General features: G+C 68.2%; 14 protein-coding genes and 3 pseudogenes. 8 read left to right on the top strand and 9 right to left on the bottom strand.

Annotation, left to right across the window (positions count from 1 at the left end; all coding sequences use genetic code 11):
• Positions 1-696, bottom strand: a complete 696-nt coding sequence (locus OHA61_RS22225; protein WP_406304500.1) for a hypothetical protein — start codon at positions 694-696, stop codon at positions 1-3.
• Positions 697-906: 210 nt separating this feature from the next.
• On the bottom strand, positions 907-1194 hold the full coding sequence (locus tag OHA61_RS22230; protein WP_406304501.1) for a cell wall hydrolase: 288 nt from the start codon (positions 1192-1194) through the stop codon (positions 907-909).
• Positions 1195-2493: 1299 nt separating this feature from the next.
• Between OHA61_RS22230 and OHA61_RS22235 the strand changes: the two genes are divergently transcribed.
• A complete protein-coding gene (locus OHA61_RS22235; protein ID WP_406301285.1) occupies positions 2494-3978 on the top strand; it encodes an IS4 family transposase in 1485 nt (494 codons plus the stop codon).
• A gap of 35 nt (positions 3979-4013) precedes the next feature.
• Here the strand turns inward: OHA61_RS22235 and OHA61_RS22240 are convergent, their stop codons facing one another.
• Positions 4014-4715 carry a TetR/AcrR family transcriptional regulator gene (locus OHA61_RS22240; RefSeq protein ID WP_406304502.1) on the bottom strand — a complete coding sequence of 234 codons (702 nt, stop codon included), beginning with the start codon at positions 4713-4715 and terminating at the stop codon, positions 4014-4016.
• Positions 4716-4897: 182 nt separating this feature from the next.
• On the opposite strand from OHA61_RS22240, the gene OHA61_RS22245 reads away from it, so the two are divergent.
• Complete coding sequence (locus OHA61_RS22245) at positions 4898-5740, top strand: alpha/beta fold hydrolase (RefSeq protein ID WP_406304503.1); 843 nt, start codon at positions 4898-4900, stop codon at positions 5738-5740.
• Between the two features lie 57 nt (positions 5741-5797).
• A complete protein-coding gene (locus OHA61_RS22250) occupies positions 5798-6712 on the top strand; it encodes an MBL fold metallo-hydrolase (RefSeq protein WP_406304504.1) in 915 nt (304 codons plus the stop codon).
• 386 nt (positions 6713-7098) lie between these two features.
• Here the strand turns inward: OHA61_RS22250 and OHA61_RS22255 are convergent, their stop codons facing one another.
• Together OHA61_RS22255 and OHA61_RS22260 are read right to left on the bottom strand one after the other, a co-directional pair.
• Complete coding sequence (locus OHA61_RS22255; protein ID WP_406304505.1) at positions 7099-7503, bottom strand: hypothetical protein; 405 nt, start codon at positions 7501-7503, stop codon at positions 7099-7101.
• A gap of 68 nt (positions 7504-7571) precedes the next feature.
• Positions 7572-9053, bottom strand: coding sequence for a DUF6745 domain-containing protein (locus OHA61_RS22260; protein ID WP_406304506.1), 1482 nt, complete (start codon positions 9051-9053; stop codon positions 7572-7574).
• A gap of 703 nt (positions 9054-9756) precedes the next feature.
• On the opposite strand from OHA61_RS22260, the gene OHA61_RS22265 reads away from it, so the two are divergent.
• Positions 9757-11454, top strand: coding sequence for a sensor histidine kinase (locus tag OHA61_RS22265; protein WP_406307421.1), 1698 nt, complete (start codon positions 9757-9759; stop codon positions 11452-11454).
• A 129-nt stretch (positions 11455-11583) separates the two neighbouring features.
• Here OHA61_RS22265 and OHA61_RS22270 read toward each other — a convergent pair.
• Positions 11584-12056, bottom strand: a pseudogene (locus tag OHA61_RS22270) (sugar phosphate isomerase/epimerase family protein); the annotation flags it as partial.
• Positions 12057-12163: 107 nt separating this feature from the next.
• Between OHA61_RS22270 and OHA61_RS22275 the strand changes: the two are divergent.
• On the top strand, positions 12164-12916 hold the full coding sequence (locus OHA61_RS22275; RefSeq protein ID WP_406304507.1) for an enoyl-CoA hydratase/isomerase family protein: 753 nt from the start codon (positions 12164-12166) through the stop codon (positions 12914-12916).
• A gap of 353 nt (positions 12917-13269) precedes the next feature.
• Here OHA61_RS22275 and OHA61_RS22280 read toward each other — a convergent pair.
• Positions 13270-13887: pseudogene (locus tag OHA61_RS22280) on the bottom strand (MBL fold metallo-hydrolase); the annotation flags it as partial.
• A 75-nt stretch (positions 13888-13962) separates the two neighbouring features.
• Between OHA61_RS22280 and OHA61_RS22285 the strand changes: the two are divergent.
• Positions 13963-14214 (top strand): hypothetical protein, encoded by a 252-nt coding sequence (locus OHA61_RS22285; RefSeq protein ID WP_406304508.1) that lies wholly within the window; start codon positions 13963-13965, stop codon positions 14212-14214.
• Positions 14215-14321: 107 nt separating this feature from the next.
• Here the strand turns inward: OHA61_RS22285 and OHA61_RS22290 are convergent, their stop codons facing one another.
• On the bottom strand, positions 14322-14714 hold the full coding sequence (locus OHA61_RS22290) for a hypothetical protein (protein WP_406304509.1): 393 nt from the start codon (positions 14712-14714) through the stop codon (positions 14322-14324).
• Here OHA61_RS22290 and OHA61_RS22295 point away from each other — a divergent pair.
• Together OHA61_RS22295 and OHA61_RS22300 are read left to right on the top strand one after the other, a co-directional pair.
• Positions 14680-15225 (top strand): annotated as a pseudogene (locus OHA61_RS22295) (transposase); the annotation flags it as partial. The gene OHA61_RS22290 and the pseudogene OHA61_RS22295 sit on opposite strands and share 35 nt — an antisense overlap.
• A gap of 396 nt (positions 15226-15621) precedes the next feature.
• A complete protein-coding gene (locus OHA61_RS22300) occupies positions 15622-16080 on the top strand; it encodes an ATP-binding protein (RefSeq protein WP_406304511.1) in 459 nt (152 codons plus the stop codon).
• 301 nt (positions 16081-16381) lie between these two features.
• On the opposite strand, the gene OHA61_RS22305 is transcribed toward OHA61_RS22300, so the two are convergent.
• Entirely contained in the window at positions 16382-16831 is a 450-nt protein-coding gene (locus OHA61_RS22305) for a hypothetical protein (protein ID WP_406304512.1), read from the bottom strand.
• Positions 16832-16940: the final 109 nt, after the last annotated feature.

The following is a 16940-nucleotide window of genomic DNA, read 5'->3' on the forward strand; positions in this document are numbered from 1 at the left end:
TCAGCTCCGGGGGCTCGCGTCGGGCACAGCGGCGGCGGGGTCAAGGAGCGCCCGCAGTGGGAGGCAGAGCGCGGCCCCGAGCAGTCCGGCCGTGAAGATCACGGCAGCGGCCAGCAGGTCCCCGCCGGTCTCGATGGCCCAGGAAGCGAGGATGGGGGCGGTGATGACCGGCAGTGCGAGCTGCGTACCCCACGCACCGGCGTAGAACCCGCGGGCCTCCGGCGGGCTGATCTTCCCGATGAGGTCGCCGGCTGCGACGAAGAGGATCACCTCGCCGGTGACGGCCGCCCCGGCGGCGAGGCTGTACTGGAGCGTCGTGTCGGCGAGACCGGCGGCGCCCATGCCCACGCCGAGGATCAGCGAGCTGATCGCGAAGTGTCCGACCATGGGTGTCGGTCCGTCAGCGCGGCGGCCGAGGAACGGCATCAGGACGGGGGTCACGAGGACGACGACTGCCGCGGTGGCCACTTGGGTCCAGCCATAGGCGGAGGCGTCCAGGCCGTCGACCGCCATGAGCATCGGCAGCCAAGTGAACATGGCGGCGGCCGCGTTGAGGGCGCAGGCAAATCCAGCCGCGCGGGCTATGAACGTTCCGACGAGCAAGGCCCAGATGACCCGCGGCCATCGTCGGGCGGGCGGGGCGGGGGCGGGTGGAGAGAGGTCGGGGGACAGCGACATGCGTACTGAGGTGGTCACTGGCGCTCCAGGGATAAGGCGGAGGGAGAGAGGCGGGGTGCCGCCGGGGGGACGGCGGCACCCCGCAGAGGGCCGAGGGCTTGCCCGCGGAGGACAACGGGCTCAGCCGGGCTGCGCGTCCTGGGGGGAGGACGGTGCCCGTGGTCTCGGCCTGTCTTCCGGCCGACCAGCAGGGGAGGTTGCCCGGTCGGGCGGGAGCTGCAGGAGCGATCAGTCAAGCTGGGTGGGGACGCACTCTGCGGCGTATCTCCGCACCCAGCCCGTCGTCGCGGCCGGGAGGCCGCTCCGTGACTTCTTGATCAGCCGGAGCTTGACCCAGGAACCGCTGCTCGCGATCCGTCGGTCCTGGTCACTGCGGTACGGGGAGCCGATCGCGCGATAGGTCGTGCCCCCGCCGCTTCTGACGTTGACGCCGCTGCCGGTCACCTCCCGGATGCCGGCGCACGTGCCGGCCTGGGCCTCGGTGGAGGTCTGAGGCGCGATGGCGAGGGGATGCATGGCGAGCGCGGCCGCAGCGATGGCTGCGCGCCGGACGGACTTGTTCCATGCGAGAAAGACGAAGACTCCTGTGGTGATACGGACATGGCGCTGCCTGCCCTCGATGGGGCATGGGCGGGTGCTGACTCGTCGCCGGACGAGGCAGTGAGGAGGCGACCGCTACACCGCCGGGGAGGCCTCGTGGTTGTGGGTCTGGTAGTCCGCGCCGTCGTTGCCCCAGTCGAGCTTGAGCTGACCGTCGGCATACGCCTTCGGCCATCCGGCCGGGTAGCTGATCATCGGCGTCTGGTATGACCCGTTGCAATTGCCCCAGTAGTCGAATTTCTCCGACTTCGCCTCGATCGCGTAGTAGTTGCCCGCACGGACGACCGGATCGGGGCAGCAGCTGAAAGATGTGGCGATCCAGATACGCAGGCAGGCGCTGCTGAAGACCGACGAGTCGTCGACGTTCAGGACGGGGCCGTCCCACGAGGTCTTGGCGTAGGAGTAGGCCTTCGGCGCCGGCGATGGAGTCGCCCACCCACAGCACCTTCGTACCGGTCCTGTTCACCTCGTTAGCCGTCTTGCTTTTTCCTCTGTCCGGGCCTGCGCATCCGGTCAGGGCGATACCGAGCACGGCGGCTGCTGCCACCGTGGTCAGGACTTGGCGGGAGGGACGACGGGACGTGACTCGATACGGGAAACGGGACCTGTGGCTGCTGTTCATGCACCCAGCAGAACAGCACGAACGCTGTCTTCCGCCCGCCATCATCGTTTGCTCATACAGCGGACAACAAACGCTCATGGAGGTGCCGGACCTGCGTATCCGCAGAGCCGCAGGACTTCACCACGCCGCCCAGGCCCCGACCCCCGGCCACACCGATGTCCGGAGCTCCACCTCTTCCTGGGCGGCTCCAACCTGGTGGTCTTCCGTAACTCGCAGCACAGTGCGGCGTGGAAGCTGGTGCAGTACCTGAGCGGGGTTGCCGTCGGCTGAGACAACGAGCCTGGGGCGTGACCCGGTAGTGCGCACGTAGAAGGTGCCTTCCTGCCGTGATGACAGAGACCTTGGACAAGCCTCATCTTCACAGCTCAGAACAATGCCGGTGAGTTAGCACGTAGGTGCAGGTCAGGTGTTCATCGGCGAGGGGTTCAGGTAGAAATATCCCCTCGTGACGTTGCGTAGTTCGTTACTTCTAGTGATGTGTCGGCGGAGGCCGGGACGCGGCAACGGAGCTCCCGGTAGGACAGAAGATCGACCAAGATCCGATTGTCCGCGAGGGAACTCCGTTGGTTGCTCAGTGTGCCACCGCCGGTCCGTTGTCTGCCATCGCCGAGGGTGGCCAAGTCCCGTTAAGCGGGCTGGTGGCGCCGCCGGAGGGGCGCTTTGGCGAGCATGTGCGTCTCGGCGTGTTGACCGAGGAGATCAGTCCTGGGCTGGTGGACGAGGTTGTGGCGCTGACAGGCTGCGGCGAGCGTCGCCGTCGGCTGTTGCCGGCCCGGGCGGTGATCTACTTCGTCCTGGGTTTATGCCTGTTCAGCAGCTCCGACAGTGCCGGTCCGCCGGGATACCGGTCGGTTCTGCGCACGCTGACCGAGAAGCTGCGGCACCTGCCGGGCATGTGCGTGCAGCGCCTGCCCACCAGCTCTGCCCTGACCCGGGCCCGGCAGCGACTGGGCGACAAGCCGCTGCAGGCACTGTTCGAGCGACGATGCGGCCCGCTGGCCACGCCGACAACCTCGGGCGCGTTCGCGTTCGGGCTGCGGCTGGTCGCCTGGGACGGCACCGCGCTGGACGTCCCCGACACCCCCGCCAACGCACGGGAGTTCGGGTTCACCGGCAAAGGCAGTGTCAACCAGAGCGGACACCCGCAGGTCCGCCTGATGGCGCTGACCGAGTGCGGCACCCACGCCCTGATCGACGCGGCCTTCGACGCCGTGGCCAAGTTCAGCGAGCACAAGCTCGCCCGCCAACTGCTGGCCTGCCTGCGGCCGGACATGCTGCTGCTGGCCGACCGCAACTTCTCCGGCTACGAGTTGTGGGGCCTGGCCCGGGCCACGGGCGCCCATCTGGCCTGGCGGATCAAGAAGAACCTGGTCTTTGTCCCGCTGCGGGTACTGCCCGACGGGTCGTATCTGTCGGTCATGCCGACCCCGAAGGAGACCGTCCGGCACGGACAGGCCAGGGCGGCCGGCCGCACCCTGGCCGAGCCGCCGAAGGGCCACACCGTCCGCATCATCCAGTACACCGTGACCGTCCGGCCCCGGGTCGGGCTGCCCCGCACCGAGACATTCCGGCTGGTCACCAGCCTGCTGGACCCCCAACTGGCCCCGGCCCGCCAGCTGGCGCTGACCTACCACGAGCGGTGGGAGATCGAAAACGGGTTCGCGGAGCTGAAGAACCGCCTGCGCGGTGCCGGGTTCATCCTGCGCTCCAAGGCCCCCGAGCTGGTCTGCCAGGAGATCTATGCCCTCCTCACCGTCTACCAGGCGTTGTGCGCACTGGAGATGCGCGCGGCAGAGCAGGCCAGGATCGATCCCGACCGGATCTCCTTCACCGTCACGATGCAGCTCGTCCGGCTGACTGTCGCCGCTCAGGTCGCGGCGGACGCGACCGCGCTGGGCACCGCCCGCCGCGAGGTCGTGGCCGAGCTGCTGAACGCCCTCCTCCCGACCCGGCGCAACCGGCAGTGCCAGCGCATCAAGAAGCCGTCCAAGAACACCTTCGAGGTCAGGAAGCGGGACCAGCCCCGCACTCCCAGTAACGTCCACTACACACTCAGAGTCACCAAGCACCCGAGCTGACCTGCACCGACGTGCTAACTCACCGGCATTGGAGCTCAGAAGGTACTTTCACTTTTCCGATCAAGATCCGCACACTGTTCTGCATTCTGGCAGTGCCCGGGAAGGTCGTGGCCGTCGACGGTGGCGCGGACCCCGGGCGCGGTCCTCAACGCCGCGTCCAGCAGTGTCTCGGCCGCACGCCGAGCGTCTGTGAAGGCTTCCGCGTCGTTGCAGGAGGCCGCGAGCGCGTTGGCACCCTCGAACAGCACGGCCAGTTGCCGACCCAGGGCCTCCGGGTCGGCTGCTCCGGCCTCCGCGGCGGTGGCCACGAGGCGGTCGCGGAAGACCTGCTTGTGCCGCTGCGCGAGGTGGGCGATCTCGGGCAGTCCCCCGGCGCCCTCGACGACGGCGTTGTGGAACGGACAGCCACGGATGACCGCCGCCGGGCCCCCGTCGATCGGGGCGAAGACAGCCAGCAGTCGCTGAACCGGCGTCAGATCGGTGCGCTCCAGCTCCGTTTCGGCGAGGAGCGGAGTCTCCCCTTCGAACCGGCGCAGATACTCCTCCACCAGCGCGTTCTTGGTCGGGAAATGCACGTAGAAGGTCCGCGGCGATACGTGCGCGGCCTCGATGAGCGCTGCCACGCCGGTGGCGTGGATACCGCGTGCATAGAAGAGCTCCCCCGCCGCCCGCAGGATGCGCTCCCGCGCGCCGCGTCCGCCGCGACCGGTCCCCGTGGTCGTTGTCTCAGTCTCCATTCCCGCAAGTATAGCGACCGCTTTACATCTGTCGAGGAGGGGAGTAGCGTCAGCGTCATCGAAGTAAAGCGATCGCTATACATCGATCGCCGAACAGCGATGGCGCTCAGCGGACCAGCGGCTTCTCTGCGCCCGAGCATCCATCCCGGCCCTTGTGGAGCCGGCCCTGAACGGAGAGTCCGATGACTCAGCTCTACGCAGAGGCACCCGCCAAGACGGTGTCCGCCGGCAACGGCATCGAGTACGCGTACCGCGAGCTCGGCGAGGGCGGGGTGCCGCTGGTTCTGCTCATGCATTTCCGGGGCAACCTCGACAACTGGGATCCCGCACTGGTCGACGCCCTGGCCGAGGGCCGGCGCGTCATCGCCTTCGACAACACCGGCGTCGGCGGATCCAGCGGCACCACGCCCAGCACGGTCGCGCAGATGGCACTGGACGCCATCGCCTTCATCGACGCGCTGGACCTGGCGCAGGCCGACATCCTCGGCTTCTCCCTGGGCTCCTTCGTGGCCCAGGAGATCGCGCTGATCCGGCCCGCGCTGGTACGTCGCCTCGTGCTCGCCTCGGCAGCGCCCCAGGGCGCGCCCGGCATGCACGGGTGGGCGAAGTGGGTCATCGACGCGGTGGGCGAACCGGAGGTCGTCCCGTCACACGTGCTCGACGTCTTCTACACCCGCTCCGCCGAGAGCCGGTCCGCCGGCGAGAAGGCCATGCAACGCATGTTCACCCGGGTCGAGTTCGACGCGCCCACCACGTGGCAGACGCGCCAGGCGCAGTACGACGCGGTCACCGCCTGGGGCATCCCCGACGTCGCGCTCCTGGAGCGGGTGACCGCGATCCAGGCACCGGTGTTCGTAGCAGGCGGCGACAGCGACCCGATGATCCTCCCCCGTTACTCCCACTTGCTCGCCGGGCTCATCCCCGACGCGGAGATCAAGATCTACCCGGACGCGGCACACGGCTTCCTCTTCCAGCACCACGAGGAGTTCGCAGGTGACGTCAAGGAGTTCCTCGACCGCGTGTGAACAGCCCGACGACGACACCAACCACCAGACCACATGCAGTGATTGGCAGGAGACACCATGTCCACCCACAGCAACCTCAGCACCAACTCCGGCTTCGGTTATGACGTGTTCGTCGCGGACCCGCTGCCCATGGCCGGGCCCGGACCGCTCCCGAACGGAGAACCCCGCAACTTCCAGCCCATCGCGGTCACCCTGATCCACGGCACGCAGGACGCCGTACTCGTCGACCCGCCGCTCACCCTCGACCAGGCGCAAGCGGTCGGAGACTGGGTCGAGGCGAGCGGGAAGCGGCTGACGCACATCGTCGTCACCCATGGGCACGGTGACCACTGGTTCACCGCCGGGGTGCTGGCCGAGCGCTTCGGGGCCCAAGTGGTCGCCACCGCAGGCGCCATCGCGCAGATGCACAACAACGTGTACGCCCGGGAGGTCCTCTGGGACGTTCTGTGGCCGGGCCAGATCCCCCCGTCCCCCGTCACGGCCGTCGCGGCACCCGGCAACCGCCTCACCCTCGAAGGTCACGACGTCAGCCTCGTGGAGGTGGGGCACGCGGACAGCGACGACAGCGCTGTGGTGCATGTGCCGGACCTGGACCTCGTGGTGGCCGGCGACGCCATCTACAACGGCGTCCACGTCTACCTCGCCGAGTCCGCCGACGGCGACTTCGGCCCCTGGCGCAAGGCCATCGACACCGTAGCCGCGCTGGCACCGCGCCATATCGTGGCGAGCCACCAGAACAAGAACCTCGACGACGACGCCGCGCGCCTCTTCGCCGAGACCCGCCGGTACCTCGACGACGCCGAGGCCGCGCTGGCCGCGCACGACACCGCGGACGCGTTCTTCCGGGCGATGCTCGACCGCTACCCGGACCATCTCGGCCCGACCGTTCTCTGGGTCAGCTCCCGCGCCCTCTACCTCTCGCGCGAAGGCGGCGACCCCGTGCAGAACCTCCTAGCAGCCTGGCAGCAGTAAATCGGTCGGCCTGTCGGCAGCGAGCCGACAGGCCGAGCCCCACCGAGCTTGCTCAGGCGATCATGCGCTGGGAGAAGGTTCCGGCCATCCCGTGTTCTTTACGGACAACACGGCCGCGTTCGTCCACGGCGCCGGGTGCGACGCGCAGAGGACAACCGCCTTCGCCGCGCGCACCCGGGAGGGGACCGATGCGGAACAGCCGCCCTTCCCCCGGTGGTTCGGCACGAGCCCATGGCGACAGCGATGTTGACGGCATTCTGGTGCAACCGCTGGATGCCGCTGTGACAGTCGACGTATTCACCGCTGGCGCCCTTGCGCAGGCCGCTGTGAGCGAAGGCGCCGTCGGTTCGCTGATACCGTGCGGCAACTGGGTCACGTCGACTCAATCAGTCCTGCACTATGCGCGCGACGTCAGCCATTTCACGCTGCCGACCCACCCGGTATGTCCCCGGAACAATCGCCAGGCCGCCGTGCTCCGGATGCAGCAGTATCGCAGTTGAACCCTCCGGGACGGTGAGGATGCCCAGCGTCAGGCTGGTGTTGGATGGTGCGGCCTCGTCCCACATGATCGGACCGTCGCCGTGCAGGGAGTGCGTGTTGCCACCGTTCTCGCCTTGCACGACTGCGACTCCGGCTTCCGAAACGATGGTGGTGGCGCCCGCCATGGTGACGCGGAGGATGGATACATCGCCCTGGCAGGCGGCGCGGGTGACGATGGGGAGTGTGGCGTCGTGGTCAAGGTGGTCGAGGATCTCGACGTCGAAGCGGGCGATGGCGTCTCGCAGGATCATGTTGGTGTTCGCTTTCTCGTGTCGAGTGGTGGCAACTGCCTGGTGGAGTCGCGAGTTGACGCTCGGCGCTACCGTCGGACCTCCAGGTCACGGTACGCAGCCACGGGCCAGCCGAACGTCCAGGCGGCCGCGTGGATCGGGTCGTCGATGCCGGCGGGCACGGTCAGGCCGAACTTGCGGCGCGTCCCATCGCGTTCGACGCTGCCATTGGTGCACAGCAGTACCCGCACCGGTTCGTCGTAGAGGGCTTCAGGGGCGTCGTACAGGGCGAGGGTGTGTCCCGGGTTGCCGGGGTCGGGGACGGATTCGCCGATCTGGGTGAGGCCGGCTTCTGCGATGAGCTGGTCCCAGCCGAGGCGTTCGATGGCGCAGCGGCGGATTTCGGCGTTGGGTTCGGTGAGGATCCGCTGGGTGTTCCAGCCGGATTCGATCAGGTCGGCGGGAACGCGGGTTCCGTGCCAGGCGTGGATGGAGAAGCCGTCGGGGTAGGTGAGTGCGGGTCCGGTTTCGTGGTGGAGGCGGCCGTCGCGGTCGCGGTGGAGGATGTTGGGGCGTTCGGTGAGGACGGCGGTGTGCGGCATGGCCCACCACCAGCCTGCGTTGCGGGCCACGTCCATAAGGCCGGTGACGGGTTCGATTCCGGTTGCGCCAATGCTTGCGAAGGCGTCGTGGTAGGCGAACGTGGCGGCGTCATGCTGTCCGGTGATTGCCCTGTCGACCTGGGGCCGGACGCTGGTGACCAGGGGCCAGAAGTAGGACCAGACGTCCTCCTCGACGTGGGACCTGATCTGGTCCTCGACCTGCAATCTGACGTGGGAGCCGACGTGGAACTTGACCTGTTCCACGACCTGGGGCCAGACGTGGGACCGGACATGGTCCTCGACCTTGGCCTCGACCTGGTCCCGGATCCGGGCCCAGGCGTGGTCCAGGACCTGTTTCTCGATTTGGGAACTGGCCTGGTCCAGTACTTGTTTCTCGGCCTCATACCAGTCCGAGGACCGGCTGACCTGGAACCTGACCCGGGACCTGACGTGGGCCTTGAGCTGCTCCTCGACCTGGGCCTCGACCTGGTCGCGGATCTGGTCCCGGACCAGATCGAGGCGAGCCCAGGCCAGCGCCCGGGCATGCGCCCATACTTGCGCCCAGTCCTGGTCCTGCGCCTTGAGCTGCTCCTCGACCTGGACCTCGATCTGGGCCAGCATCCACGATCCGATGCACCCGGCCAGCGGGCTGTCGAGCCACACGAAGATCTTTGGGGGCTCCAGCCCGGCCGTCTCGTACGCCAGCCGCACGGCGGCTTCGGCGGCTGGACGGTCGGCCGGCCGGGTGGACAGGCCGTGTTGGATCCAATCGTCGCGGATAGCCGGGAGGATGGATTCTTGTCCGGGGGTGAGTTCGGTGATGCGGGGTACGTGAGCTGGGCGGTCGAGGTGGTCCCCGAAGCGCCTGCTGATTCTCATGCGGGCGAAGCCGGTGATGACCACGATGACGGACAGCAGTCCACCGCCCAACGCCACCCACGCAGCGAGGTGATTCAGCGGCTCCGGCATCTCAGCCCTCCCCGGCCGTGCGAGCGGGGCGGCCACTTGCGGGCCGGGGCCGGGTGAAGCGGCCGCGCGGCTGGACGCGGCCTGGCCCGCTGAGGCGCCAGCCCGCGCTGCGCGGTGCCGACGTCATCGTGGCCGCCGCAGACGGGGCAGGGCTGGTCGCAACCGGTTGGACCGGGTCGTCGCTGGGAGCCCAGAGACCGAGGGCTCCCATGGCGGGCAGGGGCGGTGAGCGCCTCCCAGCGCCGGCGGTCCGGGATCCCGACCCGCGGCAGCAGTCACCGTCGGCCTCGTGGCAGCGCGCTCAAGACTCACGGTGCTCTCCATGGTGTTCGTGTCGTCCGCACCGACAATGCCCGTCGGCCTATGCGCCGCACAGTCACCGTTGGTCGTTCCCGGCAAAGACGAATGGCCCTGACACTCAGAAGGCGTCGACCAACAGCTCCGCCGAAGCGAGGGCGCCCACCGTGGTGGACGCCCCCCGTCGATCTTCCGTTTCCGCTGATCCGTCACCCTGGGCCACTCGCCCCTCCCGGGCTCCGAACCGGTCTCGAGCATGCGGAGCGATGGTGCGACGCGGTGCGACTTTCGTCGCACGCGGGTGCGACGAACGGATGCTGTGTACGCGGGGGGTGGCACCTACCGTTGCCCTGTGGAAGTGACGACGAGGGCCCGCGCCGTGTTCAAACGCCTGGTCGTGCCGGGCATGTGGTCTCGGCGGCGGATCGTCGGCGAGGTGGTCCTGGCGCTCGTGATGGCCCTGCTGGCGGCGGCTGCTGTGAGTCTGTCGGACGGCGGCGCGGAGCGGATGACCGCCGTGGCGGTGGCCGGTGCCGCCCCCGTGTTGTCGCTGCTGCGGCGGGTGTTCCCTGCGAGCGTGCTGGTTCTCGCCGGTGCTGTCGCCGCTCTGTTCGGCCAATTCTTGATCCTGCTGACGGTGGCGGGCTGGTCGGCGGGCGCGAGGATCGAGTCGCGGCGGCGGGCGCTGTTGGCGTTCACGGCCTCGTGCGTCCTCTATGCGGGGCTGTCCGTGAAGCAGGAGATGCCCGGGTGGCCGGCGCTGACGGCGCTGCTGTTCGCCACGTTCTCGTTCCTGGCGACGGTGGTTGTGCCCGGCCTTGCCAGTCGCTACCGCGCCCAGCGCCGCACGCTCCTGTACGCGCTGCACGAGCACAACGCGCAGCTGCTGCGCGAGCGGGAGATGATCGCGTCCCACGCGCGCATGCGCGAGCGCCAGCGGATAGCCCAGGACATGCACGACAGCCTCGGCCACCAACTGGCGCTGATCGCCGTGCACACGGGCGCGCTGGAAGTGGACCGGGAGCTGACGGACGGGCAGCGGGAGGCGGTCGGGGTGCTGCGCGAGGCGTCCGTGGCCGCGATGCACGAGCTGCGCGAGGCCGTCGGTATCCTGCGCGACGGTACGCAGGCGCAGGAGCGCCAGAGCGACGCGGAGCCCGCGTCCCGCGGTGTGGCGGGGATCGACGCTCTGGTGGAGGCGTCCCGGGGCGCGGGGACCGACGTGGAGCTGCGGCGCTCGGGCGATGTGCGGCCGCTTGCCCCCGCTGCGGACCACGCGGCGTACAGGATCGCCCAGGAGGCGTTGACCAACGCACTGAAGCACGCGCCGGGCGCCTCGATCACCATGGAGCTGCGGTATGAGCCGGACTCGCTGGTGGTCGAAGTGGCCAATGGTCCGGTGCCGGTGATGCCCGGTGGCGGGCGGCGGCCCGTGGTGAGCGGCGGGCAGGGGCTGACCGGGCTGGGTGAACGGGCCCGGCTGGTCGGTGGCATGGTGCACGCCGGGCCGGCCGGCGGCGGTTTCCGGGTCGCCGGTGTACTGCCGTACGGGCCTCAGGGGCTGGACCCGGCGGACAGCGGCGGGACGGGGCGGCCGGGCCCGGGGCGGACCGTGGAGACCTTCGTCGATGCGGGGAACTACTTTCGGGAGCAGAGCGGAGGGGCACTGCCCGGCGACGGTGGAGCGGTCATCGACTGGTCCGGTCCGCCGCAGAGGCAGAGGGAGTTCGACAACGCTATGGGAAGCAAGACGAAGGGCATTGCGATCGGGTGCGGCCTCGCAGTGTTGATACTCGGGGCACTGGTTGCCGTGGGGTTCTACATGCTGATGGGCGAGGCCGACGAAGCCATGATCGAACCGTCGGTCTACAACTCGGTGAAGGTCGGCGACACCGAGACGGCCGTGCGGGACAAACTGCCGGAAGGCAAGTCGTTCCTGACCGAGGGCCTGGACGACAAGGGGCCCGCAAAGCCGAAGGACGCCACGTGCCTCACCCTGATGTCGACAGAGACGGCGGACGATCTGGACAAGGAACCCGTCTTCCGCTTCTGCTTCAAGGACGGAAAGCTGATCGAGAAGCAGTCGTACTTGGTCAAGAGCTAGTCGGGCACCTTGAGCATCGGTAAGTATTCGACCGCCGCGCCTAACCTCGCCGTTTCGGTTGGGGTGATGTTTGAAGACACGACCGGCACCCGGGAGCCCGCCCTGCGACGGCATCGGCCGGCGCGTACGTCAGTGAGGTCCTCCGAAGGCCGCGTCGAATGAGGCGGACGGCGGCTGAAGTCGTACTCCTTCAGCCGGGCGAGCGCCTCAGGGGCACCGTGCAGGCGGTCCATACCGGCGTCCTCCCACTCGACGGAGACGGGGCCCTCGTAGCCGATGAAACGGAGCATGCGGAAGATGTCCTCCCAGCGCACGTCACCGTGACCCACCGAGACGAAGTCCCAGCCACGCCGGGGGTCGCCCCAGGGCAGGTGGGAGCCGAGGCGTCCGCTGCGGCCGTCGATTGGGCGGTGGTCGACGGCGCGCAGCGCACGGTCGGGGGTCCAGTAGTCGTAGGCGATCTCGCTGGGGTGCACCTCGTGGGCGAAGCGGACGCCTTCGGCGTCGAAGACATCGAGGATGGGATTCCAGCGGTCGGCGAAGTCCTGATAGCCGCGCTCGATCGTGAGCTCGGTCGCGGGCGGGAACATCGCGACGAGGTGTAGTCACTCCTCCATACAGACGGTTGAGCTGGTTGAGTAGACATGCCTCAAGATACTTCATGATGTCAAATATTGATCTCATGTATCTTTCAGGTAGGGTACGAGGCATGAGCCACTGGTCCGTAGAACACCACGGCGGGGTCGCCAAGTTGACCTTCACCCGCCCGCCCCGCAACTTCATCGACTTCGCCTCCATGGCCGACCTCGGTGACCTCCTCGAGCAACTCGCCCAGCAGACCGACCAGGTCAAGGTCGTCATGCTGACCGGCGGCATTGACGACTACTTCGTAGGCGGCGGCGACATCGCCGACCTCCAACGCGCAGGCCGAGGCGAAGCACCCGGCGGCATCCCCTCCTGGCTGCGCCTGACCCGCCTGCTGCGTGACATGCCGCAGCCGACCGTCGCCGCCATCGACGGGCGGGCGCACGGCGGGGGCAACGAACTCGCACTGGCCTGTCAGCTGCGGATCGGATCCGAGAGGGCGCGCCTCGGCCTGCCCGAGGTCACGCTCGGCATCATCCCGGGCGGTGGCGGCTCACAGCGGCTGCCACGCCTGATCGGCCCGGGTGCCGGAGCCGAAGCCATCCTGCGCGGCAGGACCTTCACCGCCGATGAAGCACTTCGCCTCGGCTGGCTCAATGCCGTCATGCCCGTCGACGGGTTCGTCGACGCCGCCGTCGCGTGGTGCCAGGAGATGGCCAACCTGTCGTCGACCGCGCTGTTCGCCGCCAAACGGGTCTTCGTCCGAGGACTCGAACTCCCGCTGGAACAAGGACTCGAGTACGAGATCGAAGAGTTCCTCGACATCGTGGGAACCAGCCCCGAGTTCGACCAGTTCATCCGCCAACTCGAGCAATAGAGCAGCCGTCGACAAAGAGCGCCGGGCGCCGCCCGTCCGGTGCTGCCGGCAGTTGCGGTGGCACTCGGGAGCACACCAGGGCCCATCAATCCCCGTCGCGGCCGCCTTTGAGCCATCCGTCGGTGGTGCGAGGCCCTTGGCGCCGAGCAGGATGCGTGGGACCGGTTCGTTGCCCGGCCACATGCTCCGCGCCGATCGCCTGGCTGCGCCTCGGCGATCCGCTGGACGCGGCTACCACGGGAGCAGCGCGGCCGAAATCACCGGGCAGCCGACGAACATACCGGTGTACGGCCGCCGTGCTCTCTGTTCCCCGTGCGTGGGGCGAGGCCCGGGCGGGGAGTGGGTGGGGAGCGTCACGCGTAACAGGCCACCGGTACGCCCCCGTTCATCGCCGTCATGTCACCGAACACAACGACCGGGTCGAGCGGCGACCCTGCCGGCTCACCCGCCAGCTCCGCGTACGCACGGTGCAGATTCGCCACCAGCCGCTCGCTCTCCGGCAGCTCCGCGAACTCCCCTAGGCCTGCCCCCTTCTCCGCCGCCTCCAGCGGCGTGAGCCCCCGCGCACGCCCCGCCTTGGCGAGCTCGGCCTCGTATCGCAGGTAGCGCTCGGCCGCGTCGTACGCCGAAGGGTCGGTGACCTGGCCATGGCCCGGCACGACGGTCCCGGCATCGAGCGACCGCAGCAGATCGAGCGACCGCAGCAGATCGAGCGCCCGCAGCGACCCGCTGAGCGAACCCATGGCGATGAACGGCGTACCGCCCTGGAAGATCAGATCGCCGGTGAAGACGATCCCGTGCTCGGGCAGGTGAACGATCGTGTCGCCGACGGTGTGCGCCACCCCCGGATGGATCAGCCGTACTTCCGTCCCGCCCGCCCACAGCGTCAGCCGCTCGCTGTACGTCACATCGGGCGCGGTGATCGTGATGTCACCGAACTCCGTCTCCGGCCAGATCTGATGGAGCTGGTGTATTCCGCTGCTACCCGTACGACAAGGGGCAGATGAGCTGTCATCGGCTTGGCCTGTTCAACATATGCCCGAGAGTTGGGCCTGTCCGCGCCGACAGTGTTTCTGGACAACGGACGTCGCTTCACTGGGCCGCTGCCTGAGCTGGAGCGCCTTCTCGATGAAGTCGACGGTGGAGCCTACGACGTGGTGCTCGTGCCCGGGCTGTTCGTGTTCTCGCTCGACGACAGCGAAGCCCGCCTGGTGTCCCTGCAGATCCGAGACGCCGGTTGCCAGGTTATGGAACTGCCGTCCCCACGCACTGCAGTTGCACTACTGGCCGAGGCTTGAGCTCGGGGCACTTCTTACTGGAGGTCACCCGACGGTCTTCCGCGGCTGCCGCGCGCGGCTGACAGGTCCGAAGATGTCGCGATCGTTGAGGGGTCCTTCAAGCGCGCTCAGGCTGTGACGTCTGCGCTGCCGCTGTGGAGCACGGCGTTCACTGCCAGTTCACTGACGACGAGTGAAAGCGTGTCGCTCGATTTCTCACGGATGGCCCGCCGCTGCGCTGCACAGCGCGCGAAGTGCCGTAACTCCGGCACGGCGGCGGTCACGGCGTACAGCTGAACGCGCTGCGGGACGGCCCCCTGGACAAACACGGGACGGGCTCGCGCATCCTCGATGTGAAGGCCCACATCAACGAGAGCGAACTCGACCGGCTGGACACCTTCGCCAGCGACAAACAACGACCCGAGGGCGGCACCGAGCGCGGCCTCGACCTCGCCGAGATCACCCGCAGGAAGGCCGCGAAGCCCCCCGTCCGCCTGCGTGATCGACGCGCAGAGCGTCAAGACTTCGACCAGTGTCCCCGCGAGGAGTCAGGGCATCGACGCGGGCAAGAAGATCGTCGGCCGCAAGTGCAGCATCATCACCGACACCCTCGGCCTGCTGCTGGCAGTCCTGGTTACCGCAGCCGGCGTCCAGGACTCCACGGCCGGCCGCACCCTCCTGGAACAGGCTGCCGCCGACCACCCCGGCCTGCGCAAGGTCTGGGTCGACGGTGGCTACCGCAAGCGCTTCGTCGAGCACGCCGCGACCCTCGGCATCGACCTCGAAATCGTCCAACGCACCCCTGGGAGCAGGGGATTCACCCCGATCCCGAAACAGTGGGCGGTGGAGCGGACCTACGGCTGGCTGATGCTCCACCGCCGCCTGGCCCGCGACTACGAAACCCATCCACACCGTTCCGAAGCCATGATCCACCTTGCGATGACCGACCTGATGGCTCACCGTCTCACCGGAGAGAACACCATCTCCTGGCGAGACCAGACATCAGCACATCAAAGCGGCACCCAGGGATGAAACAGCAGGATGAAACGACCTCTCAGACGCGATGTCCTCCGCATCCGCCTCACTAGCGGCGTAGAGGCGGGCCAGCCGTTGCGCCGAATCCACGTGACGCTTGCGCGCATGCCGCCCCGACGGTGGCAACGGCGCACATACTCAACCGGCATCCACACATCCGGCCACGCCCTGTGCGACATGCCCTTGAACGCCGACCAAGCCCCCCTTGACAGGGCTCAGAGGGCAATGCATGGTGGTGGCTACGTAAACATGTTTACGTAACCAATGTTTATCAGGGTCCGCCCACGCTGGCTGATCACCCGCTGCACCGCAGATCAATGCGGCAGAGCGCATACAGCATCCGACCCGCTTCAGTCGGCTTGCCGAGTCTCATCTCCACATGGGGCGATGATTATGGACTTCCTCGACTCCGCACTTATGGATTCTTATGGGCTTGCCTGCACAGCCGAGATGCCTGAAAGGTGGCCGACATCGTCGGCGGGTCTCTGTCTTCCAGCGCGGGCGGCCATGGCCCGCCACGTACGCCGATTTGCCGCTCCCTGGTTTGCGAGGTGGGACCTCACTTCCGATGAGCAAGACAGTGCCCTCATCGTGGTTGCAGAGCTGACCGCCAACGCAGTGCTGCACGGCCGAGGCGACATGAGCATCTTCCTGGTCCGGAACCACGACGGTTTGATCATTCAAGTGACCGACCATCATGCGCATGCTGACGCGCCCCACAGCGAACCCGCCCCGTGCCCGGACGAGCACGGTCGAGGCTTGATCATGGTGCAATCCCTCGCCGACGATCTTCAGATCAACGTCACTGCCGATGGCTGGTGCGTGCGTGCACGCATGAACTTCGATCACTAATCCCGGCTGCGGCGGGCTGGAGGAGACCCGGCGCCGGTCAAGCAGCCATTGAGTATGTCTATTCGGTGGCCGGCACAAGCCTCTCTGCATGGTATTGATCAGCTCTTTCGGGCCGCGGTCGTCGCGGCTGTCATCAGCTACGGCGGGTGAAGGTGGCAGCCGGGCAAGGCGGGGCACTGTGTCAGCCCGCCGCGCACCCTGCGGTCAGCCCGTCCACTCGTCGCGGACGACGGAGCGAGCCCCCGGGCCGCCTTGGCGGCTCGTGGACGTAGTCGTTAGGGCTACTGCCCCCTGCACACCCCTACCACTGAGCTTCGCGTGCTCGGGCGCGAATCTGGCCAGGTCGCCTCGCCCGGTTGTCGTCCACTTCGGGCACACCTATCTCGGCCCGGGCATCCTCGAGCACCTCGATCAGCAGCTGGGGTCCATCACCACCGGCTACGCCATCGCCCCCGGCCGCCCCGTCGTCCTGGATGGTGGTGCGGTGTTCTCGCCGCGCGCGCCCGACTCGCCAACGTGCACGCCGTGCCGGCGGCGCGGGCAGTGCGCCGGAACGGCAGGGTGCCACCGCGCCGACCGGGTGGCCGAGTGCGAGCAGGACCCGCGGCAGCACGTCCGGGAGGCCACTGCCATCGTCGCGTGCCACGAGGGTTCCCCGGTGGATCAGGCCCGCAGTGATGTCGACCCACAGCAGCTCTTCGCTGTGGGGGTCCCAGACCGGCCGTGCGAAGCAACCTCGCACCCGAGCCATGAGATGGCGCACGGTGAATCGGCCCCGGAGTGGGCGGGGTGGATCTGCCAGATGCCGGTGAGCTGGTCGAGTCGACGGGGGTGGCGCGCATGGCGATCTCCATCGGTGC

The organism is Streptomyces sp. NBC_00885 (assembly GCF_045207475.1).
Lineage (GTDB): Bacteria > Actinomycetota > Actinomycetes > Streptomycetales > Streptomycetaceae > Streptomyces.